This window comes from Enterobacter sp. JBIWA003 (assembly GCF_019968825.1).
Taxonomy (GTDB): domain Bacteria; phylum Pseudomonadota; class Gammaproteobacteria; order Enterobacterales; family Enterobacteriaceae; genus Enterobacter; species Enterobacter quasiroggenkampii.
Window position 1 is genome coordinate 4,375,510 of the sequence record NZ_CP074170.1, and the last position, 18,722, is coordinate 4,394,231.

The 18,722-nt window shown below is 54.6% G+C and carries 17 protein-coding genes; 10 read left to right on the forward strand and 7 right to left on the reverse strand.

Features of this window, described 5'->3' with window-relative positions; all coding sequences use genetic code 11:
- Positions 1-335: 335 nt before the first annotated feature.
- The gene (locus KGP25_RS21220; RefSeq protein WP_047072884.1) at positions 336-1,856 is read right to left on the reverse strand and encodes a PAS domain-containing methyl-accepting chemotaxis protein; all 1,521 of its coding nucleotides are present in this window, start codon (positions 1,854-1,856) and stop codon (positions 336-338) included.
- Between the two features lie 435 nt (positions 1,857-2,291).
- Between KGP25_RS21220 and ygjG the strand changes: the two genes are divergently transcribed.
- The 9 genes from ygjG to KGP25_RS21265 all read left to right on the forward strand — a co-directional run bounded on the left by ygjG (position 2,292) and on the right by KGP25_RS21265 (position 11,766).
- On the forward strand, positions 2,292-3,671 hold the full coding sequence (gene ygjG / locus KGP25_RS21225; RefSeq protein ID WP_048224989.1) for a putrescine aminotransferase: 1,380 nt from the start codon (positions 2,292-2,294) through the stop codon (positions 3,669-3,671).
- 546 nt (positions 3,672-4,217) lie between these two features.
- Complete coding sequence (locus KGP25_RS21230) at positions 4,218-4,766, forward strand: fimbrial protein BcfA (protein ID WP_048028925.1); 549 nt, start codon at positions 4,218-4,220, stop codon at positions 4,764-4,766.
- 223 nt (positions 4,767-4,989) lie between these two features.
- Entirely contained in the window at positions 4,990-5,628 is a 639-nt protein-coding gene (locus KGP25_RS21235; RefSeq protein ID WP_223540593.1) for a fimbria/pilus periplasmic chaperone, read from the forward strand.
- Between the two features lie 110 nt (positions 5,629-5,738).
- Positions 5,739-8,294 (forward strand): fimbrial biogenesis usher protein, encoded by a 2,556-nt coding sequence (locus KGP25_RS21240; protein WP_229226359.1) that lies wholly within the window; start codon positions 5,739-5,741, stop codon positions 8,292-8,294.
- Positions 8,295-9,311 carry a fimbrial protein gene (locus tag KGP25_RS21245; RefSeq protein WP_223539592.1) on the forward strand — a complete coding sequence of 339 codons (1,017 nt, stop codon included), beginning with the start codon at positions 8,295-8,297 and terminating at the stop codon, positions 9,309-9,311. It begins immediately after the preceding gene.
- 10 nt (positions 9,312-9,321) lie between these two features.
- The gene (locus KGP25_RS21250) at positions 9,322-9,864 is read left to right on the forward strand and encodes a fimbrial protein (protein ID WP_223539593.1); all 543 of its coding nucleotides are present in this window, start codon (positions 9,322-9,324) and stop codon (positions 9,862-9,864) included.
- Positions 9,865-9,873: 9 nt separating this feature from the next.
- Positions 9,874-10,404: a fimbrial protein gene (locus KGP25_RS21255; RefSeq protein WP_223539594.1), complete on the forward strand. Its 531-nt coding sequence runs from the start codon at positions 9,874-9,876 to the stop codon at positions 10,402-10,404.
- Positions 10,370-11,107, forward strand: coding sequence for a molecular chaperone (locus KGP25_RS21260; protein ID WP_223539595.1), 738 nt, complete (start codon positions 10,370-10,372; stop codon positions 11,105-11,107). The genes KGP25_RS21255 and KGP25_RS21260 overlap by 35 nt, the downstream gene beginning before the upstream one ends.
- 32 nt (positions 11,108-11,139) lie before the next feature.
- On the forward strand, positions 11,140-11,766 hold the full coding sequence (locus KGP25_RS21265) for a hypothetical protein (protein ID WP_223539596.1): 627 nt from the start codon (positions 11,140-11,142) through the stop codon (positions 11,764-11,766).
- A 53-nt stretch (positions 11,767-11,819) separates the two neighbouring features.
- Here KGP25_RS21265 and lsrG read toward each other — a convergent pair whose 3' ends face one another.
- From lsrG to lsrA, 6 genes are read right to left on the reverse strand one after another with little or no spacing between them, the layout of a single operon-like run.
- Entirely contained in the window at positions 11,820-12,113 is a 294-nt protein-coding gene (lsrG, locus tag KGP25_RS21270) for a (4S)-4-hydroxy-5-phosphonooxypentane-2,3-dione isomerase (RefSeq protein ID WP_223539597.1), read from the reverse strand.
- Positions 12,110-12,997 (reverse strand): 3-hydroxy-5-phosphonooxypentane-2,4-dione thiolase, encoded by an 888-nt coding sequence (lsrF, locus tag KGP25_RS21275; RefSeq protein WP_032653516.1) that lies wholly within the window; start codon positions 12,995-12,997, stop codon positions 12,110-12,112. The genes lsrG and lsrF overlap by 4 nt, the downstream gene beginning before the upstream one ends.
- Positions 12,998-13,008: 11 nt before the next feature.
- A complete protein-coding gene (gene lsrB / locus KGP25_RS21280) occupies positions 13,009-14,010 on the reverse strand; it encodes an autoinducer 2 ABC transporter substrate-binding protein LsrB (RefSeq protein WP_223539598.1) in 1,002 nt (333 codons plus the stop codon).
- A gap of 1 nt (position 14,011) precedes the next feature.
- The gene (gene lsrD, locus KGP25_RS21285) at positions 14,012-14,989 is read right to left on the reverse strand and encodes an autoinducer 2 ABC transporter permease LsrD (RefSeq protein WP_167213333.1); all 978 of its coding nucleotides are present in this window, start codon (positions 14,987-14,989) and stop codon (positions 14,012-14,014) included.
- On the reverse strand, positions 14,990-16,021 hold the full coding sequence (lsrC, locus tag KGP25_RS21290) for an autoinducer 2 ABC transporter permease LsrC (protein ID WP_223539599.1): 1,032 nt from the start codon (positions 16,019-16,021) through the stop codon (positions 14,990-14,992).
- Positions 16,018-17,505: an autoinducer 2 ABC transporter ATP-binding protein LsrA gene (lsrA, locus tag KGP25_RS21295; protein ID WP_223540594.1), complete on the reverse strand. Its 1,488-nt coding sequence runs from the start codon at positions 17,503-17,505 to the stop codon at positions 16,018-16,020. The genes lsrC and lsrA overlap by 4 nt, the downstream gene beginning before the upstream one ends.
- Before the next feature lie 215 nt (positions 17,506-17,720).
- Here lsrA and lsrR point away from each other — a divergent pair, with 215 nt between their 5' ends.
- Entirely contained in the window at positions 17,721-18,692 is a 972-nt protein-coding gene (gene lsrR, locus KGP25_RS21300) for a transcriptional regulator LsrR (RefSeq protein WP_003862617.1), read from the forward strand.
- Positions 18,693-18,722: the final 30 nt, after the last annotated feature.

The following is an 18,722-nucleotide window of genomic DNA, read 5'->3' on the forward strand; positions in this document are numbered from 1 at the left end:
TTACTCCATCGATGTGATTATTTCTCAGACGATCGCTGTTATCGGTAACGGATTGGCTAACTTTATGACTTTGATCGTTTTTTTATTTCATAACCCTCACAATGCATAGGTGCAGGCTATTAATATTGCTTCATCGATCGTTACCAGACCGTCAAACGGGGTATTTTTGAAACAGGATTCTGAAGAACTGACTTAGGCAGGAATAAATAACTGAGGCACTTTCTTTAGTTATTTAATATTAAATTAACAATAAACCACATTAATAGTCACAATAGGAAAAATAAAAAGCCGTTTATTCCTTATGGTATAAACGGCTTTTTTGGAACATGACTGACTCAATGGAGCACGGTCACCGCATCCTTAAGACGTCCGGCGCGATGTTTCACCATGGCAGAAATGTGCGCGCTCTCCTCCACCAGATCGGCGTTTTTCTGCGTGATGCTGTCAAGTTCAGCCACCGCACGGGTTAACTCTGATAATCCGGTTGCCTGCTCGGAGGTCGCGTGGCTGATCTGGGCGATAAGCTGCGTCACGTTTTTCACCTGCACAACGATATCATCCATCGTACGGCCCGCAGCGTGTACCTGCTCAGAGCCGGACTGCACCTTGCTGGCGCTGGCATCAATGAGTTTACGAATATCATTAGCCGCACTGGCGCTGCGGCTGGCAAGATGGCGGACTTCGCCCGCGACCACGGCAAACCCTTTACCCTGCTCGCCTGCCCTTGCCGCTTCAACCGCCGCGTTCAGCGCCAGAATATTGGTCTGGAAAGCGATATCGTTAATCAGAGAGGTAATCGAGCCAATTCGCTGCGTGCTGTCGGCAATGTCATCCATCGTTTTAACGACGGTCTGCATCGCATTGCCCCCTTTCGTTGCCGCGCTGCTCGCGGCCACGGAGAGTTTGTCCACCTCGGCGGCGGTTTCGGAGTTACTCTGAACGGACGCGGCCATCTGGTTCATTGTCGCGACGGTCTGCTGCACGTTCGCGACGGTCTGACGCGTACGATCGTTCAGATCTTCATTTCCCTGCGCCAGCCTGTCGCTGCCGTCACGGACGCTCACCACCTGGCTCGACACGTCATTGATCAACCAGCGGCACATCAGGCCAAGCTGCCCTACCGCGCGCAGCGTCAGGCCCAGCTCGTCGCTGCGGTTCAGGTGCTGCACGCTATTGCGCTCGCCGGTGGCGACCTTCAACGCCTGTCGAGCCACATTCTCGATCGGGCGGACAATCTGTTGCTCAAACAGCAGCGTTCCCAGCAGCATCACCACCGCGGCCGCGGCGAGCGGCGTCCAGCCTGCGGAGGTCGCGGCCAGCGTGGCGGCGAGTACGGCAAAGAGCACCGCCATCACGCTGCGCACGCGCCAGCGCAGCGGCATGGCCGGCAGTTTACCCAGCCAGCCCTTTCCCACCACCAGCCCTTTGTGAATACGTTTTTTACAGCGCCCGTCGTTCAGCGCCCGGTAGAGCGGCTCCACGGCGGCGATCTCTTCCGCTGTGGCTCTGGTGCGAATCGACATATAGCCCGTCACCTGCCCGCGGCGCACCATCGGCACCGCGTTAGCACGCACCCAGTAGTGGTCACCGTTTTTGCGCCGGTTTTTGACAATCCCGCTCCACGGCTCGCCCTGCTGCAGCGTGTACCACATATCGGCAAACGCGGCTTTTGGCATATCGGGATGGCGCACCATATTGTGCGGCTGGCCCGTCAGCTCATCGAGTTGGTAACCGCTCACCTGCACAAAGGTGTCGTTGGCGTGGGTAATGTAGCTGTGGATGTCTGTGGTAGACATTAAGGTGGTGTCATCGTCCAGAGGATATTCATTCTGGGTGACATAGGTTGGAGAGGACATGGCGTGCATCCCTTGCAGGTTATTTGAATGTTAATTTTGTGGGTCATTGTTTTTTCGGCGGTAAACAATTTATCTTTAGTTGTTAAACTTGATGGAGATCGCAGATTTGACTTAAACCATACTTTTTGTACGATTTTTTAATCCATTGATTTCAAATACTTTCGCAGAGAAATTACCCACAAAGCATGACCCGTTAATGCCCGCTTAAGTCGCATCATATGCACTTCTTTAGTGCAGCGGCGCTTTTACCCCCTTCTTTATATTCTCTGCCCCGTACCGCTAAATCCCGTTTGGCTTCTATCGGCATGATTAAATATTGTGCAACATTATTTTAACCTGGCGTTTATCCCGATTTTCGTTAAGGCATCTGAAGTGGCGTAATCCCTGCAATACTTAAACCAGTATCATGTGATACGCGATCCCCGGGAGCACATTTTGAACAGGTTACCTTCCAGCGCCTCGGCTCTTGCCTGTACCGCGCACGCACTGAATCTCATTGAGAAGCGAACGCTTGATCATGAGGAGATGAAACAACTTAACCGAGAGGTCATCGATTACTTTAAAGAGCACGTCAATCCAGGGTTTCTGGAGTATCGCAAATCTGTTACCGCCGGCGGGGATTACGGAGCCGTAGAGTGGCAAGCGGGAAGTCTGAACACGCTTGTCGACACCCAGGGACAGGAGTTTATCGATTGTCTGGGAGGTTTTGGAATTTTCAACGTGGGGCACCGTAATCCAGTTGTGGTTTCCGCCGTACAGAATCAACTTGCGAAACAACCTCTCCATAGCCAGGAACTGCTCGACCCGCTTCGCGCCATGCTCGCGAAAACGCTGGCGGCCTTAACGCCCGGCAAACTGAAATACAGCTTCTTTAGCAACAGCGGCACGGAATCGGTCGAAGCGGCGATTAAGCTCGCCAAAGCGTACCAGTCGCCGCGCGGGAAATTCACCTTCATCGCCACCAGCGGCGCGTTCCACGGTAAATCCCTGGGCGCACTGTCGGCGACCGCGAAATCCACGTTCCGCAAACCGTTTATGCCACTGCTGCCGGGCTTCCGCCACGTGCCGTTCGGTGACATTAACGCCATGCGCACCGCACTAAGCGAATGCCGTAAAACCGGCGATGACGTGGCGGCGGTGATCCTGGAGCCGATTCAGGGTGAAGGCGGCGTCATCCTCCCTCCGCAGGGCTATCTGCCTGCCGTGCGTCAGCTGTGCGATGAGTTTGGCGCGTTGCTGATCCTCGACGAAGTCCAGACCGGGATGGGGCGCACCGGCAAGATGTTTGCCTGCGAGCACGAGAACGTTCAACCGGACATTCTGTGCCTGGCGAAAGCGTTGGGCGGCGGCGTCATGCCGATTGGCGCAACGGTGGCTACCGAAGAGGTGTTCTCGGTGCTGTTCGACAATCCGTTCCTGCATACCACCACCTTTGGCGGTAACCCGCTGGCCTGTGCGGCGGCGCTGGCGACCATCAACGTGCTGCTGGAGCAAAACCTGCCTGCGCAGGCGGAGCAAAAAGGCGACATGCTGCTGGATGGCTTCCGCCAGCTGGGCCGTGAATTCCCGGATTTGATCCAGGATGCGCGCGGCAAAGGGTTGCTGATGGCCATTGAGTTTGTTGACAACGAAATCGGCTACAGCTTCGCGAGCGAGATGTTCCGCCAGCGGGTGCTGGTGGCCGGCACGCTCAACAACTCAAAAACCATCCGCGTGGAACCCCCGCTGACGTTGACGATTGAGCAGTGTGAGCAGGTGCTGAAAGCGGCGCGTAAAGCGCTGGTGGCGCTGCGGGTAAAAGTGGAAGAAATATAATTATTCCTCTTTTCTTTTGTACGGTCCGGGAACAGAGTTGACAGATATTGACTTCATTCCCGGACCGTACAGCTTTCGCAAGAAGAGGTGACGTTAGCGCCGACGCGAATCATTTCAATTTGTAATCAAGTATTCCATAATGAAAATGAATAGCCTCTTCACTTGACGTGTAATTTCAGCCCGAAATTAAATATTTAATCTTTACTGTAAGACAACGCTTAATAATACACTCCAATTATCAATCTCAGCGATACAAACCCGCAAAATTTCACCGCGGCGAGTATTTACTGTACTAACTCATACTAAAAATTAATAAAGATAAAGTTAAAAATACATTTAGAATTTCTAATTTAAAATGAGAAATCAACAGATTGATATAATATTTATCAGCGCATAAAATAATTCCCCGGAACATCATGAGAATGTGCGAAACATATTTATTGTATAATGCTGTATATCAAGGCTTTTTAAACCAGCATTATTTGATTCAGGTATTTACAATTTTGTTTCAACTTGACAGAGAACTGTTTATTTAAAAGGATTTGTATGAAAAAGCATGTCTTAGCAATGGTTGTTGCGGCCACAATGGCAAGCGCTGTAACCATGAATGCACAAGCGGAAAGCACAACGGTAACGGTAAGTGGCGGTACCGTTAACTTCGTAGGTCAGGTTGTGAATGCAGCGTGTTCAGTCGCTGCAGACTCCGTCGACCAGACCGTAATTCTTAGCCAGGTTCGTACCGTAAAACTGACTGAAAGCGGAATGCTGGCCAATCAGAAAGAAGATTTCCACATCAAGCTGGAAGACTGCGACACGTCCGTGAGCCAAAATGCTGCCGTCATTTTTAACGCCCAGCAGGATGCCACTCAGCCGGGTGCGATGGCGAATACTGCGGGTGCAGGGTCTGCGCTGAACGTTGCTCTGCAACTGTTTGGCCCTGACGGTAAAAAACTTGACCTGGGAACCACGTCTTCAGCGATCGGTCTGATTAACGGTGAAAATATCATTCCACTGAGCGTTGACTATATCGCGACTGGCGCGGCAACACCGGGTAACGTAGCGTCTACGGCAACTTTCCAGATGGTTTATTCCTGATCTGGACGGAAGGTTGTTGAACCTCCTTCACGCCCCGGTGTGAAGGAGGTTTTTTCAATGTAAACACGCATTTTTATATGTATTGAATACAGAGGATTAAACGAAATACGGTGTCCTGTGTATTCAGTTATATATTTAAGAAAGTGAAATATAAATGACACGAATTACTCCAGCAACTTTTATCAGCCAGCTGATTACTCATTCTTTCTTATTAGCCGCTTCAATGCTGACTATGGCTCACGCTGGTGGTATCGGCCTTGGCGCAACGCGAATCATTTATCCGCAGGGTGATAAGCAGATTTCATTGCCTGTTACGAATACTTCCGAGAACAATGCCTTTTTAGTGCAATCCTGGGTAGCAAATGCTGACCAGTCTAAATCTCAGGATTTTATTGTTACTCCCCCACTTTTTGTGATGCATCCAAAAAAAGAAAACACTGTGCGAATAATGTACGCTGGACCGGATCTGCCTACGGACAGAGAAAGCGTCTTTTTTTTCAACAGTAAAGCCATCCCGGCGGTCGATAAAAGCAAGTTGCAGGGAAATACGCTGCAGATTGCAACCCAAAGCGTTATTAAGCTTTTTATTCGTCCTAAAAAGTTACCGACGCCGTCCATTGATGCGCCAAAGACGCTGCGTTGCGCGCTGGCTAACGGCAAACTGACCATCAAAAACCCATCGCCTTATTACGTTTCTCTGGTTCAACTCAAAGTCGGAAGCGCGAAATTAACAAACACAATGGTTTCGCCCATGAACAGTCTGGTCATTGATCTCCCGGCAGGAAGCGGGAGCCAGGTGAGTTTCCAGACGGTTAATGATTTTGGTGCTACCACACCTGTTCAGTCATGCCCTGGAGCATAACGTTCCCGAAAAAACACGAACATAGCGCGTTGAAGCAGGCAGGAAAAATGAAGTGTCGTAAGTATCAGACAAGGATTGTCATTCATCGTTTGGCCCCTCTCACACTGGCCATGCTCGGTGCCTTATCATCCGTTAGCGCGGATGCAAACTATTATTTCAACCCTGCCTTCCTCTCAAGCGATCCTGCTGCGGTTGCGGATTTATCCCGTTTTAGTACTTCAGGTCAGGCGCCCGGGGTTTACCGCGTAGACGTCTGGCTGAATGACAATTTTATCGCCACGCGCGACATCACCTTTAATATTCGTAAGGTGTCAAAACCCACAGATGATGATACGGGGCTCGCGCCCTGTTTATCGCTCAAATCACTGGATGCAATGGGCGTTAATGTCGATGCATTTCCGGGCTTGAAAGACGAAAAAGAGAGCCAGTGTGCGGACTTACCTTCTGCCATCCCTGCGGCCAGCACCCTTTTTGATTTTGAACGGCAACGCCTGGATATCAGCATCCCGCAAGCTGCGCTGCGTAATAACGCACGTGGTTATATTCCTCCAGAACAATGGGATGAAGGGATCAATGCCCTGTTGCTGAATTACGACTTTACGGGTTCACACAGCCGTAATAGCGGCGATCATGGTTCGACAACCGACAACTACTTTTTAGGAATGAACAGCGGGTTTAACCTGGGTCCCTGGCGACTGCGGGATTTTTCCACATGGAACTACAGCAGCAGCGGTTCAGAGACTTACACAGACTGGCAGCACATTAAAACCTACGTCGAACGTGCCGTTATCCCACTGAAGAGCAAGCTCACAATAGGTGAAAATTACACAACGTCGGATATTTTCGATAGCCTGCCGTTTCGGGGAGTGCAGATCAATTCGGATGAAAACATGCTGCCGGATAGCATGAAGGGTTTTGCCCCCACCATTCGCGGGATCGCGAAATCCAATGCCCAGGTGACGGTTAAACAAAACGGTTACACCATCTATCAAAGCTATGTCCCGCCAGGCGCATTTGCGATTACCGATCTTTACCCCACCTCATCCAGCGGCGATTTGAATGTCGAGGTAAAAGAATCTGACGGTACGATCAACAGTTACTCCGTACCCTATTCTGCGGTTCCGGTTTTACAGCGTGAAGGTAGCGTAAAATATTCCGCTACCGCTGCCCGTTATCGCAGTAGCAGCGATCAGCAAGAGGACGTGAACTTTGTCCAGGGGACGCTCATCTGGGGTTTACCCAAAGGGTTTACGGTTTATGGCGGTTCTCAGCTGACGGAAAAATACGCCGCCTTTGCCGCCGGTTCCGGCGTAAACCTGGGTAACTTTGGTGCTGTCTCGGCCGATTTCACCCATGCCCAAAGCGAACTGAGCGACGGTAGCTCACACAGCGGGCAATCAATACGTTTTTTATATGCAAAATCGCTGAACAACGTTGGAACCAACTTTCAGCTGTTAGGTTATCGCTACTCAACATCCGGTTTTTATACGCTGGATGAAACCACCTATAAGCAGATGAAAGGGTATATCGGCCAGGACGATCCGAATAACGGCACCGAAGACCATGAGCCCGTGTGGACTGATTATTACAATCTCTACTACACCAAACGCGGTAAGTTACAGGCCAATATTTCCCAGCAATTGGGTCAGGCCGGGTCGATTTTCCTCAACGGCAGTCAGCAAACATACTGGCATACCGATGAAAAAAACACGCTTCTGCAGCTAGGCTATAGCGGAACGGCAGCAGGCGTGAGCTATAACCTGACGTATAACTACAATAAAGCGCCAGGCATGAGCAACAGCGATCGCATTTATTCGTTAACGCTCTCATTCCCGCTTAATCTCTGGCTCCACCCGGGTGGAGACGTGACCAAACGTTTAAACAGCATTTATACCACTTACGGCATGAGCGCCGATGATAATGGTAGGGTTACCAACACAGCGGGCATTAACGGAACGCTGCTTGAGGATAACAACCTGAGCTACAGCGTTCAGCAGGGTTATCAAAACCAGCATGCCGGTGCCAGCGGTAGCGTCAGTACGGAATATGATAGCGCCTACGGTAATGCGAACCTGGGGTACAACTACAGTAATAACGGTGACTACCAACAGATAAACTATGGCCTCAGCGGCGGTATTGTCGCCCACCGCAATGGCATTACCTTGAGCCAGCCGTTAGGCGATACCAATGTCCTGATCGCAGCGCCAGGCGCAAGCAACGTTAAGGTTGAAGACGGACCCGGGATCCACACTGACTGGCGAGGCTATGCCGTTGTGCCGTACGCCAGCGCATACCACCGTAACCGTATGGCGCTGAATACCAACTCCCTGAGCGACGACCTGGACATTGACGAGGCCGTTACCCAGGTTGTTCCCACCCAGGGTGCCCTTGTACGCGCGACCTTCAAAGCCCGCTCCGGCAATCGTGCCATGATCTCATTAATTCATAACGGTCAACCGGTGCCCTTTGGTGCCATTGTCACGCGCGGTGATGAAGGGGGAGACACGATTGTAGGCGAGAACGGCGAAGCTTATCTGTCAGGGCTGGGCTCAACAGGCACCCTGACAGCGCAATGGGGCGACACCCGCGATAAAAAATGTATTGCGATCTATAAGCTAACTGAAACAAAGCAGTCCCTCGTGCGTTTAAAAGCGGAGTGCCGATAGGTGAAATTACGTATTTTTATTTTATTACTGAGTCTTGTCACGTCAGCGAAAAGCCTGGCGGTGATCTGCCATAATTTTTCAAATAGCATTACGATTGTAAATTACGATCTGTCAACGACGTTGACCAAAGAAGAAAACCAGCTGGGAAAGGCTGTTGAACTGATTAAGTCACAGGATGTGGGCGTCGAAGCCATATGCGCGCAACACCCTGACGGGGATTCTCGAACCTATCGTTCATACCGAAGCCCCTTTCCGGTTATCTTCACAGAAGATCAGTGGAAATATATGAGCCTCGACCCAACCTATATCGCGGGGGCGATGCGCATTACCGACTCTGATATTGGTGATTATTATCCCCCTGCGGATTACATCCATATGGGGAAAGACTGGAGGATCGATAGAGAAGATCTTAACGAACCCTTTTCAGTATATGATTCCAATCTGGTGTTCAGAATAAAAATTGTCAAACCGTTTATTGGCACGGTGATTATCCCCAATAAAGTGATGTTCAATGTTTATGTTACAACAACGAACACTGACCCGCTGAATACTATTGTTTATCAAATTACCTACAACGGCGCCGTAACCGTGCCGCAAAACTGCGTCATTAATGCGGGACAGGTGATCACTGTTGATCTGGGAAAACTAAACAGTTCTTCATTCACGACCGTCGGTGAGAAGCCGTATAACGCGCCGGTAAAAACCTTTAACGTTCCTGTCGAATGTAATGCGGACGTGATATCACCCGCGCATCTCACGCTTCGACTGGTGGCAACAGCAGACACACACGTTAGCCAGGCGCTTGCAACCGATAATAAAGATGTTGGCGTCGTGGTAACCAACGAAAATGGCACCGTCATGATCCCTAACGACACGTCCAGTGTCGCTGATTTTATTACTGATGATACGGGCCATGCCGATGTAACGTTAAAAACCTACCCTATCAGCACCACAGGCAATGCTCCAGCAGAAGGTGTTTTCACAGCTCTGGCATGTTTACGTATCGATTTTGCGTAAGGGGTGAATAATGAAAATCATTTATTTTTTCCCGCTGGCGATGCTGTTTTCCGGAATGCCGGTCACCTATGCGGATGATGGCGCGTCAATTAACCTCCAGATATTCGGCACCATTATTGGTGAGTCCTGTGATGTTGATGTGAACAGTAAAGAACAAACGGTTGATCTGGGCGACTTTGACGCATCGGAATTTCCAGTACCGGGAACAACGTCGCCAGAAAAAGCGTTTACCATCGACCTGAATAATTGTTCACGTGCCATCCAGGGAACAAAAGTCTGGTTCAGCGGTACGCCCGATAGTAATAATCCCGATCTGTTAGCCCTGAGCGACACGGGTAAAGGCACGGCCACCGAAATGGCGACCGGCGTTGGCGTGGAGCTTCTCAATGCCGAACTGAATCCAATCAAGATAAATAATGTGGAATCAGCAATCTATCCGTTAAAGCAAGGCGATAATAGCCTGACGTTTAATTTACGGTATAAATCTACTCTGCCAGCGGTTACGCCTGGGAATGCAACGGCCATTATGTATTTTGATTTGCTCTATCAGTAGGATGCGGAAATGAAAAAAAAATTAACAATGATATTCACCGCGCTTTTTCTGGTGGCATTGTTTTCTGAATGTACACTGGCGCACGACGGTACAATTTATATCACTGGCGTTATCCATAAAAAGACGTGCACTATCGCGCCTGACTCACAGACGCTGACGGTTCCAATGGACAGCGTTCAAAGCCTCTACTTCACCCAACCGGGTATGGGGGCCGATTATCACCCGTTTGCCATTAATGTGGAAAACTGTGCCGGAACAGAAGGCTCCGTCAGTATTACCTTTGATGGCACACCCGACACGGTAAACCCCGATTTGCTCACGCTCATCGGCGGTGAAGGCTATGCGACGGGCATCGGTGTAGGTATTTACAATCAGGACAAATCGCTGATTTCCATCGGAAGTAAAAGCCAGGATATCTTGATTATCCCTCATCAAAGCGACGCCATTCTGCATTTTTACGCCCGCTACATTGCCACTGCCAGTACCGTCACCACGGGGACGGCAAATGCGACGACGACATTTATTCTTAATTATGCGTGAACGTTTATTCCCGGCGACGATGCTGCTTCTCTTTTTATTCTCGATGATCGTGCCCCAGGCAAGGGCTGGGGTCACGATCGGTGGAACACGTTTTGTCTATCCGGAACGAGAGAAATCAATCAGTTTTTCTGTCCGTAACCCTTCTGACGCTTCTTACCTGATCTACACCAAAGTCGAGCCAGGCGGTCTCTGGGCAGGCTCTGAAACCCCGCCCGGGTTGCAATCAGCATTTGTCGCCACGCCACAGCTGTTTTCATTGCATCCTGAACGTGAAAATACGGTTCGCCTGATATTTACGGGAGGCGTCATACCTGAAGATCGCGAAACGCTGTTCACGTTAAGCGTTTCGGCCATTCCTTCTGCGAACAAGCACTCCGCAGGCGTTCAGACTGCAGTGCGTTCACGCTTTAAACTTTTTTATCGCCCCGCCGGGCTCACCGGTAATCCTGATGATGCTTATCAGACTCTACGCTGGTCGCGAAACAAAAGTAAGGTCGTCGTGTATAACCCGACGCCTTATTACATCACGCTTTATCAGCTCAGCCTCGGGGGGAAGAACATACCCGACGGCGGCGTTGTCGCCCCTTTTAGCAAGCGCGAGCTCGAAGGCTGTAAAGACGCCGCGCTGTGCCAGGTACGCTGGCAAACGATTAATGACTATGGCCGCATTATGCCTGTTCGAATGCAAACACTTTTGCCGTAGTCCAGTTCTTACTCTTTTTACGGAATAATAGTATGAAAATCCCTACCGTCCTTTGTCGCCTCTCAGTCCCCCTTGCTGCGGCACTTGTTTTCTCCACCGCAACGCAGGCAGAGCCCGCCACGCCCCAGCAGATCGAGCAAACAGGAAAAGCGGCAGAAGCCTATTTCGCTGCACACCCTGAAAAAATAGGAGAAATTGTCTCGACCTATCTTGCCGAGCATCCTGAGTTTTTGGTTGCGGCGGGCGAAAGCCTTCGCCAGCGCCAACAGATAGCCCAGCAGCAAGCCATGGTGCAAAATGCCGTGATCCATCGCGATCGGTTACTTGCCGCCGGCGATCCCGTCGTCGGCCCCGTTGACGCAAAAGCCGCCGTGGTGGCTTTCGTGGAGGAAAACTGTGTGAACTGCAACATCACACAAGAGCTTATCAATGCCAATCCGGATGTACGTTTTATCTTTAAAAAATTGCCTTCAGCCGGGTCGGCAAACAAAGCATCACAGGAAAACGTGACGCTAGTGAAGCAGATCGGTTTTACCAACATGCCAGCGTTTGTCGTTTTGCCTCAGGAAAAAGATCCCGTCATTCAGCGCATTAGCGTTATGTCCGGCAATGTTTCTGCTGATGCATTAATCATGGCGATTCAGAAAGCCAAAGGATAGCCCGAACGCTTTTCTTTCCGATGACGCGCAAAAGCACGTCATCGGACACGAGGTTACTCCGGCAACAGCCCGACGAAGCTGCGCTTTTTGCGCGGCTCCGACATCAGCTCCTCAAGCTTATCCACGCACGCCAGGTAGTGCGGCGTTTGCTTATGCGCCAGCACCGCCTCTTCGTCTTTGTAGGCCTCGTAGATAAAGAACCGGGTTTTCACGCGTGGGTCCTGCAACACGTCAAAGCGCAGGTTCCCCGGCTCCCTGATCGCGCCTTCGTGGTTGGCGCGAAACACGTCCAGAAACTCGTCTACCCGCTCGGGCTTAATGTTGATCTCCACCAGCGTCACATTCATTTTGCTTCTCCCTGTTTCTCTTCCTGCCAGAACTGGAACGCATCGCGGGCATTCCAGTTCTCGTGAACCACTTTCTTCACCGCCTTCAGCATGGCGAGCGGCGCGCTGGACTGGAAGATGTTGCGCCCCATGTCCACGCCCGACGCGCCCTGGTCAATCGCGCGCCAGCACATCTCCAGCGCCTCGTGCTCCGGCAGCTTTTTGCCCCCGGCGATGACGATCGGCACCGGACAGCTGGCGGTCACTTTTTCAAAGCCTTCATCCACATAGTAGGTTTTGACGAACTGCGCCCCCATTTCGGCGGCGATGCGGCTGGCGAGCGAGAAATAGCGCGCGTCACGCGCCATCTCTTTCCCCACGCCCGTCACCGCCAGCGTCGGCATGCCGTAGCGCGCCCCCGCGTCCACCAGCTTGATGATGTTGTTGATCGACTGATGCTCAAACTCGCTGCCGATATAGACCTGCGCCGCCACCGCGCAGACGTTCAGGCGCAACGCGTCTTCCATCGCCACTGCCACGCATTCGTTGGACAGCTCGCCCAGAATCGAGTTACCACCGGAGGCGCGCAGCACGACCGGTTTATTGGTCGCAGCAGGCACCTGGCTCCTGAGGATGCCGCGGGTACACATCAGCACGTCGGTTTCACCAAACAGCGGCGCAATGGAGAGATCGATACGCTCAAGGCCTGTGGTCGGCCCCTGAAAGTAGCCATGGTCAAAGGCCAGCATCACCGTACGGTTGCTCTGCGGGTTGAAGATGCGTGCCAGGCGGGACTGCATGCCCCAGTCCAGCGAGCCGCAGCCCTTCAGCGTGAACGGCACATTCTGCTGCGGCGTGCCGATGCCAAAATCCTTACCGTCTTTGATATCGTCTAAATCAGCCATTTGCTCCCCCGTCAGAAATCGTATTTGCTGATGTTCTCTTTGGTGAACACCACCCGCTCCGGCAGCAGCACGATGCCGTTGCCCTTCGCCTCATACTGGTAGCCCTGCACGCTGTTCGGCTCGACCTTCAGCGCCCCGATGTTTTTTACGTCCACGCTGTCGCCGACATTAAGATCGCCTTTTTTCAGCAAACGATCGGCGACATTGACCGCAATTTTGCCCTGTTGCACCACATCCCACAGGCCAAAGGCCTTCACCGTGCCGCGCTCAACGTACGGACGCATCACGTTTGGCGTGCTGAAGCCGACAATCGCCACCCCTTCCCGCTTCAGGTTCTCCGCCGCCTGCGCCGCGGCAGGCAGGGCGTTGGCGTCCGGGGCGATGATCGCATCCAGATCCGGATACGCTTTTAAGATCCCCTCGGCGGTTTGCAACGATTTGGTGGCGTCGTTATAGCCAAACTGGGTGGTGACGACCTGCCACTGCGGATGATCTTTCTCGATTTTGGCCTTCGCCTCTTTCACCCACTGGTTCTGATCGGTGACGGTCGGGCTGGAGTAGAAGAACGCCACTTTGGCATTCGGTTTGGTGACCTGCTTGCCCGCCATGTCCACCAGCAGGCCGCCCAGCTGTTCCGGCGTCCCCTGGTTGATGTAGATGCTGCGACACTCCGGTTTGGTGTCGGAGTCCCAGGTCAGAACCTTAACGCCGCGCTGCATCGCGCGCTTCAGCGCCGGACACAACCCGTCCGGCGACACGGCGGAGACGATAATGGCGTTATAGCCCTGGTTGACGAAGTTATTGATGAGCTGCACCTGACCGGAGACGCTCGGCTCGGTCGGACCGTCATAGGTGACGTCCACGCCAAGATCTTTCCCCGCCTCTTTCGCGCCGTTGCCGCCGCTGGTGAAGAAGCCGACGCCCACCAGCTTCGGGATAAAGGCAATGCGGTCCGCCGCCTGCGCCGAAGCGAAGCTGAGAGCCATTGCCAGGACGAGCAGTTTTGTTTTCATCTTACGCTCCGGATAGTTTTCTAAAGAGAGATCGCACCCATTCGCGGTGCAGACTCAGCGAACGTCCCATCACCACCACAACCAGCAGCGCCCCTGACAGCGCGCTCGACACCTGGTTGGGGATGCCGACCATCTGTAAACCCTGTTGCAGGTACCCCACCAGCAGCGCCGCCAGCGCCGTACCGACAACCGAACCTGACCCGCCGTAGATATTGGCACCACCGAGCACGGCGGCGGTGAGCGCGGGCATCAGTAAATCGCGCCCCAGATCCGAACGCGCGGAGCCGAAATAGGAGACCATTACCAGCGCGGCAATCGCCGAGGCTACGCCCACCAGTCCGTACAGCGCGTAGGGCATGCCGTTCACCGACAGCGCCGCATAGCGCGCCGCGCGCGGATTCTGCCCAATCAGGAACAGATGGCGCCCAAAGCGCCCGCGGTGGGTAATGAGCCAGAAGAAGACGGTGATAGCCGCGAACAAGACCAATGGGATCGGCAGGCCAAATACCGTGAGGTTAGCGAAGGCGGTAAAGCTGTCCGGGAAGCCGCCGATGCCTTCGTAGCCCGTGGCCCCCGCCATGCCGGAGAGCAGCAGCGCCCCGCCGCCGTAGAGGTAGAGCGTGCCGAGGGTAATCACCAGCGGGCTGATGCCGGTGTAGTGGATCAGCGCCGCGTTTACCAGCCCGCACAGCAGTCCCAGCAGCAGCGTCAGCGGAACGGCGACCGCCATCGGCCACCCGGCCTGCATCATCACCCCCAGCGCAATCGCGCACAGGCCGATGGTCGAGCCGAGGGAGATGTCGATCCCGCCGCTGATAATCACCAGCGTCAGCGGCAGCGCCACGATGCCAATGCAGATAAAATCGCTGGTGCTGAATAACAGCATGTTGATGTCGAGCATGCGCGGGTTGATGGCGCCGAAGAGCAGGATCTCCAGCACCAGCAAAATGAGCAGCGCGCTTTCCCAGTTAAGCCTCATTTACGCCACCTCTTTTTTGCGTTTGGGAAAGGGGGTGACGTGCTTTCCCCCTCTGTTACCCGGCTGGAAGCGACCATACTTCAGCGCCCGCTGATGCCGCGCCAGCGCCTGGCGCAGACGCCCGTCGAGCACCAGCACGCCCAGCAGCACCAGCCCGGCGATAAAATCATTCCACCAAGCAGGAAGCCTGAACAGCACCAGCACGGTGTCGATTTGGGTGAGGAAGAACGCGCCGAGCAACGCGCCGATCAGCGTGCCCGTACCGCCCAACAGCGAAATGCCGCCGAGGACGCAGGCGGCGATAGCCTTCATCTCCAGCCCGCTTCCGGTCTGGTTGGGCACAAAGCCAATCTGCGCGGCAAAGACAATCCCGGCGCAGGCCGCCAGCATGCCGTTCAGGGTAAAGGCGCTCATGCGGGTGCGGTTCACCGCCACGCCCAGCTGCCGCGCGGCGGCGAGGTTATCCCCCACCGCGTAGAAATCACGCCCGAACGCGGTGCGCGACAGCGTCCACGCGCCGGTGACCACGATAATCAACACCACCATGCCAAGGGGCGACACGCCGATGGCCGCAGGCTCAGAGAGCGATTTCAGCCCCGGCGGCAGCCCCTCAATCCACTTTCCGCCGGTCCAGAGCAGCATCGCTCCACGGTACAGCCCCAGCGTGCCGAGGGTGGCGACGATCGCCGGGATGCGCAGCCCCACCACCAGCAACCCGTTGAACGCCCCGGCCAGCGCGCCAACCATGAGCGCGAAGAGAATGGAAACGGGCAGGCTGTAGCCGCCGTTCAGCGCCACGCCGACGGCAATGGCGGAGAGCCCGACCGTGGAGCCGACGGAGACATCGATATTGCGGGTCAGCATCACCAGCGCCGCACCGATGGCCAGCAGGATCAGGATCTGCGAGCTGGCGAAAATCATCCCCAGCGTCTGCAGGCTGAAGTAGGACGGGTTCAGCGCCACCAGCACGGCGAACAGCGCCAGAATGGCGAGAAACGCGCTCAGCTCGCGGTTTTTCAGTAAGATCTTCATGCTTGCCCTCCAAACGCCAGCGCCATCATGCGATCGAGGCTGACGGCATGGCGCGGCAGCTCGCCGCTGAGCACGCCCTGGTGCATCACCAACACGCGGTCCGCGAGGCCCGGAAACTCATCAAGATCGCTTGAGATCATCAGTACCGCCACGTTCTGCGCCGCCACGCTTTTGATGAGCTGGTAGATATCGGCACGCGCCGAGACGTCCACGCCGCGCGTCGGTTCATCGACGATCAGCAGTAAAGGATTGGCCTCCAGACAGCGCGCCAGCAGCACTTTCTGCTGGTTGCCGCCGGAGAGCGTGCGCACGGTTTGATCCGCATGGTTGAGCTTGATCCCCAGCGCCCGGTGATAGCGCTCCACGACCGCAGACTCCCGCTTGCGCTGCTGCCAGAGCGACGGCTCGTTCAGCGCCACGGTGTTCCAGCGGATCGGCGCGTCGAGGAACAGGCCGGACACCTGCCTGTCTTCCGGCAGGTAGACCAGGCCTCTGTTTAGCCGCGAGCGCACCGGCTCGTTGGCGATCTCCTGGTTCTCCAGCCAGATGCGTCCCCCGCGTACCGGCCGCAGGCCGTAAAGGGTTTCGGCAAACTCGGTACGTCCGGAGCCTACCAACCCGGCCAGGCCGACGATCTCCCCGGCGTAGATCTCAAGGCTCAGATCGATAAACCCTTCCCCGGTGAGATCCTCCACCCGCAGCACCGGGAAATCCTGCGGCTGGGTGCGACGGTTGCCCGGCAGCGCCAGCCACAGCTTTTGCGTATCGCTCAGGGATTTCTCCCGGCTCACCGGCGTCATGGCGGCAATCAGGGCGTTATCGTCGAACTGCGCGGTTTCCCCGCTCAGCACCACCGCGCCGTCGCGCATCACCGAGACGTGGCTCGACAGCACGCGAATTTCCGGCAGCTTATGGGAGATAAAAACAATCCCGACGCCGAGTGCCTGCAGGGCGCGGATCTGGCGGAACAGCCGTTCGGTTTCGCCCGGCGTGAGGGAGGCCGTAGGTTCGTCGAGGATCAGGATCCGGGCGTTGCGCATTAATCCGCGCAGGATCTCCACCATCTGCTGATCCGCCACTTCCAGGGTGCTGGCGGCGGCGTCGAGGTTGAGCTGGCACTGCAACTGCTCAAGTTTTTCCGCCAGCCGCTTTTCCCGATCGCGCTCGCGCGGCAGGCGGAACAGGATATTTTCCCGCACTGTCAGGTTGGGGAACAGCAGCGGCTCCTGCGGCACGAGGTAAATGCCGAGCCTGTGCGCCTGCACGGGCGTCAGCCGCGCATATGACTGCCCCTCGACGGAAAGTTCACCATCATCCGGCGTCTCGACCCCGGCGATGATCTTCATCAGCGTCGATTTTCCTGCGCCGTTTCCGCCCATCAGCGCGTGCATCTGGCCCGCAAGCAGCGTGAAATCAATGCCTTTTAGAACCGGCACGCCTGAGAACTGCTTGCTGATATTCCGCGCGTCGAGAAGTGAGGTCATCATCGCTCCGCTATTGAACAAATGATTTTTAGATTTAATAATGTTCAAAAGCGTAGACGGTGAACTATATTTACAACCGTGCAGGGATCACAGTTTTATCGATTGAGATTCAGATAAACCAGAAACGATCGAAATGATCCGTTTTGTCGCGTGGCTCACACTTTCCCTTCGCGCCATTACGAACATATGATCTAAATTTTTATAAGAGTTCAACTATGAGCGATAAACGCACTGCGGAAGAAGGACGGTTTGCCGGGCTGGCGCTGGCGGAAGAGGAGCTGGTGGCGCGCGTGGCCTGGTGTTACTACCACGACGGGCTGACCCAGAACGATATCGGCGAACGCCTCGGGCTGCCGCGATTAAAAATCTCCCGTCTGCTTGAGAAAGGCCGTCAGTCCGGGGTGATCCGCGTGCAGATCAACTCCCGCTACGAGGGCTGTCTGGCGCTGGAAACCGAGCTGCAGCAGCGCTTTGGCCTGAAGCTGGTGCGCGTGATGCCTGCCTTAAACACGCCGCCGATGAACGTACGGCTGGGCATTGGCGCAGCACAGTCGCTGATGGGCGTGCTGGAACCCGGCCAGCTGCTGGCGGTGGGGTTCGGTGAAACCACCATGAGCAGCCTGCAGCACCTGAGCGGATTTATCAGCTCACAGCAGATCCGCCTGGTGACGCTCTCCGGCGGCGTCGGGCCGTACATGACCGGTATCGGCCAGTTGGACGCGGCCTGCAGCGTCAGCATGATCCCCGCCCCGCTTCGCGTGTCTTCCGCAGAGGTGGCCGGGATCTTAAAACGCGAAACCAGCGTGCGGGACGTGATCCTCGCGGCCACCGCTGCCGACGTCGCGGTGGTGGGTATTGGTTCAGTCAACCAGCGCCGCGATGCCACGATCCTGCGCTCCGGCTACATCAGCGAAGGTGAACAGCTGATGTACGCCCGCAAAGGCGCGGTCGGCGATATTCTCGGTTATTTCCTCAATGCCGAAGGGGAGTGCGTCGAGGAGCTGGAGATCCATAAAGAATTACTCGGCGTCTCGCTTGATGAGCTGGCGCAGCTGCCCACCATCGTTGGCGTGGCCGGAGGGGAAGAGAAAGCCGATGCGATTTATGCCGCACTGAAGGGTCGCCGTATCAATGGCCTGGTGACGGAGGAGACGACAGCCCGCGCGGTGCTGGCTCTGGCCAAGTAAGAGCCCGCCCTGCGCTAACAGCGAGGCAAG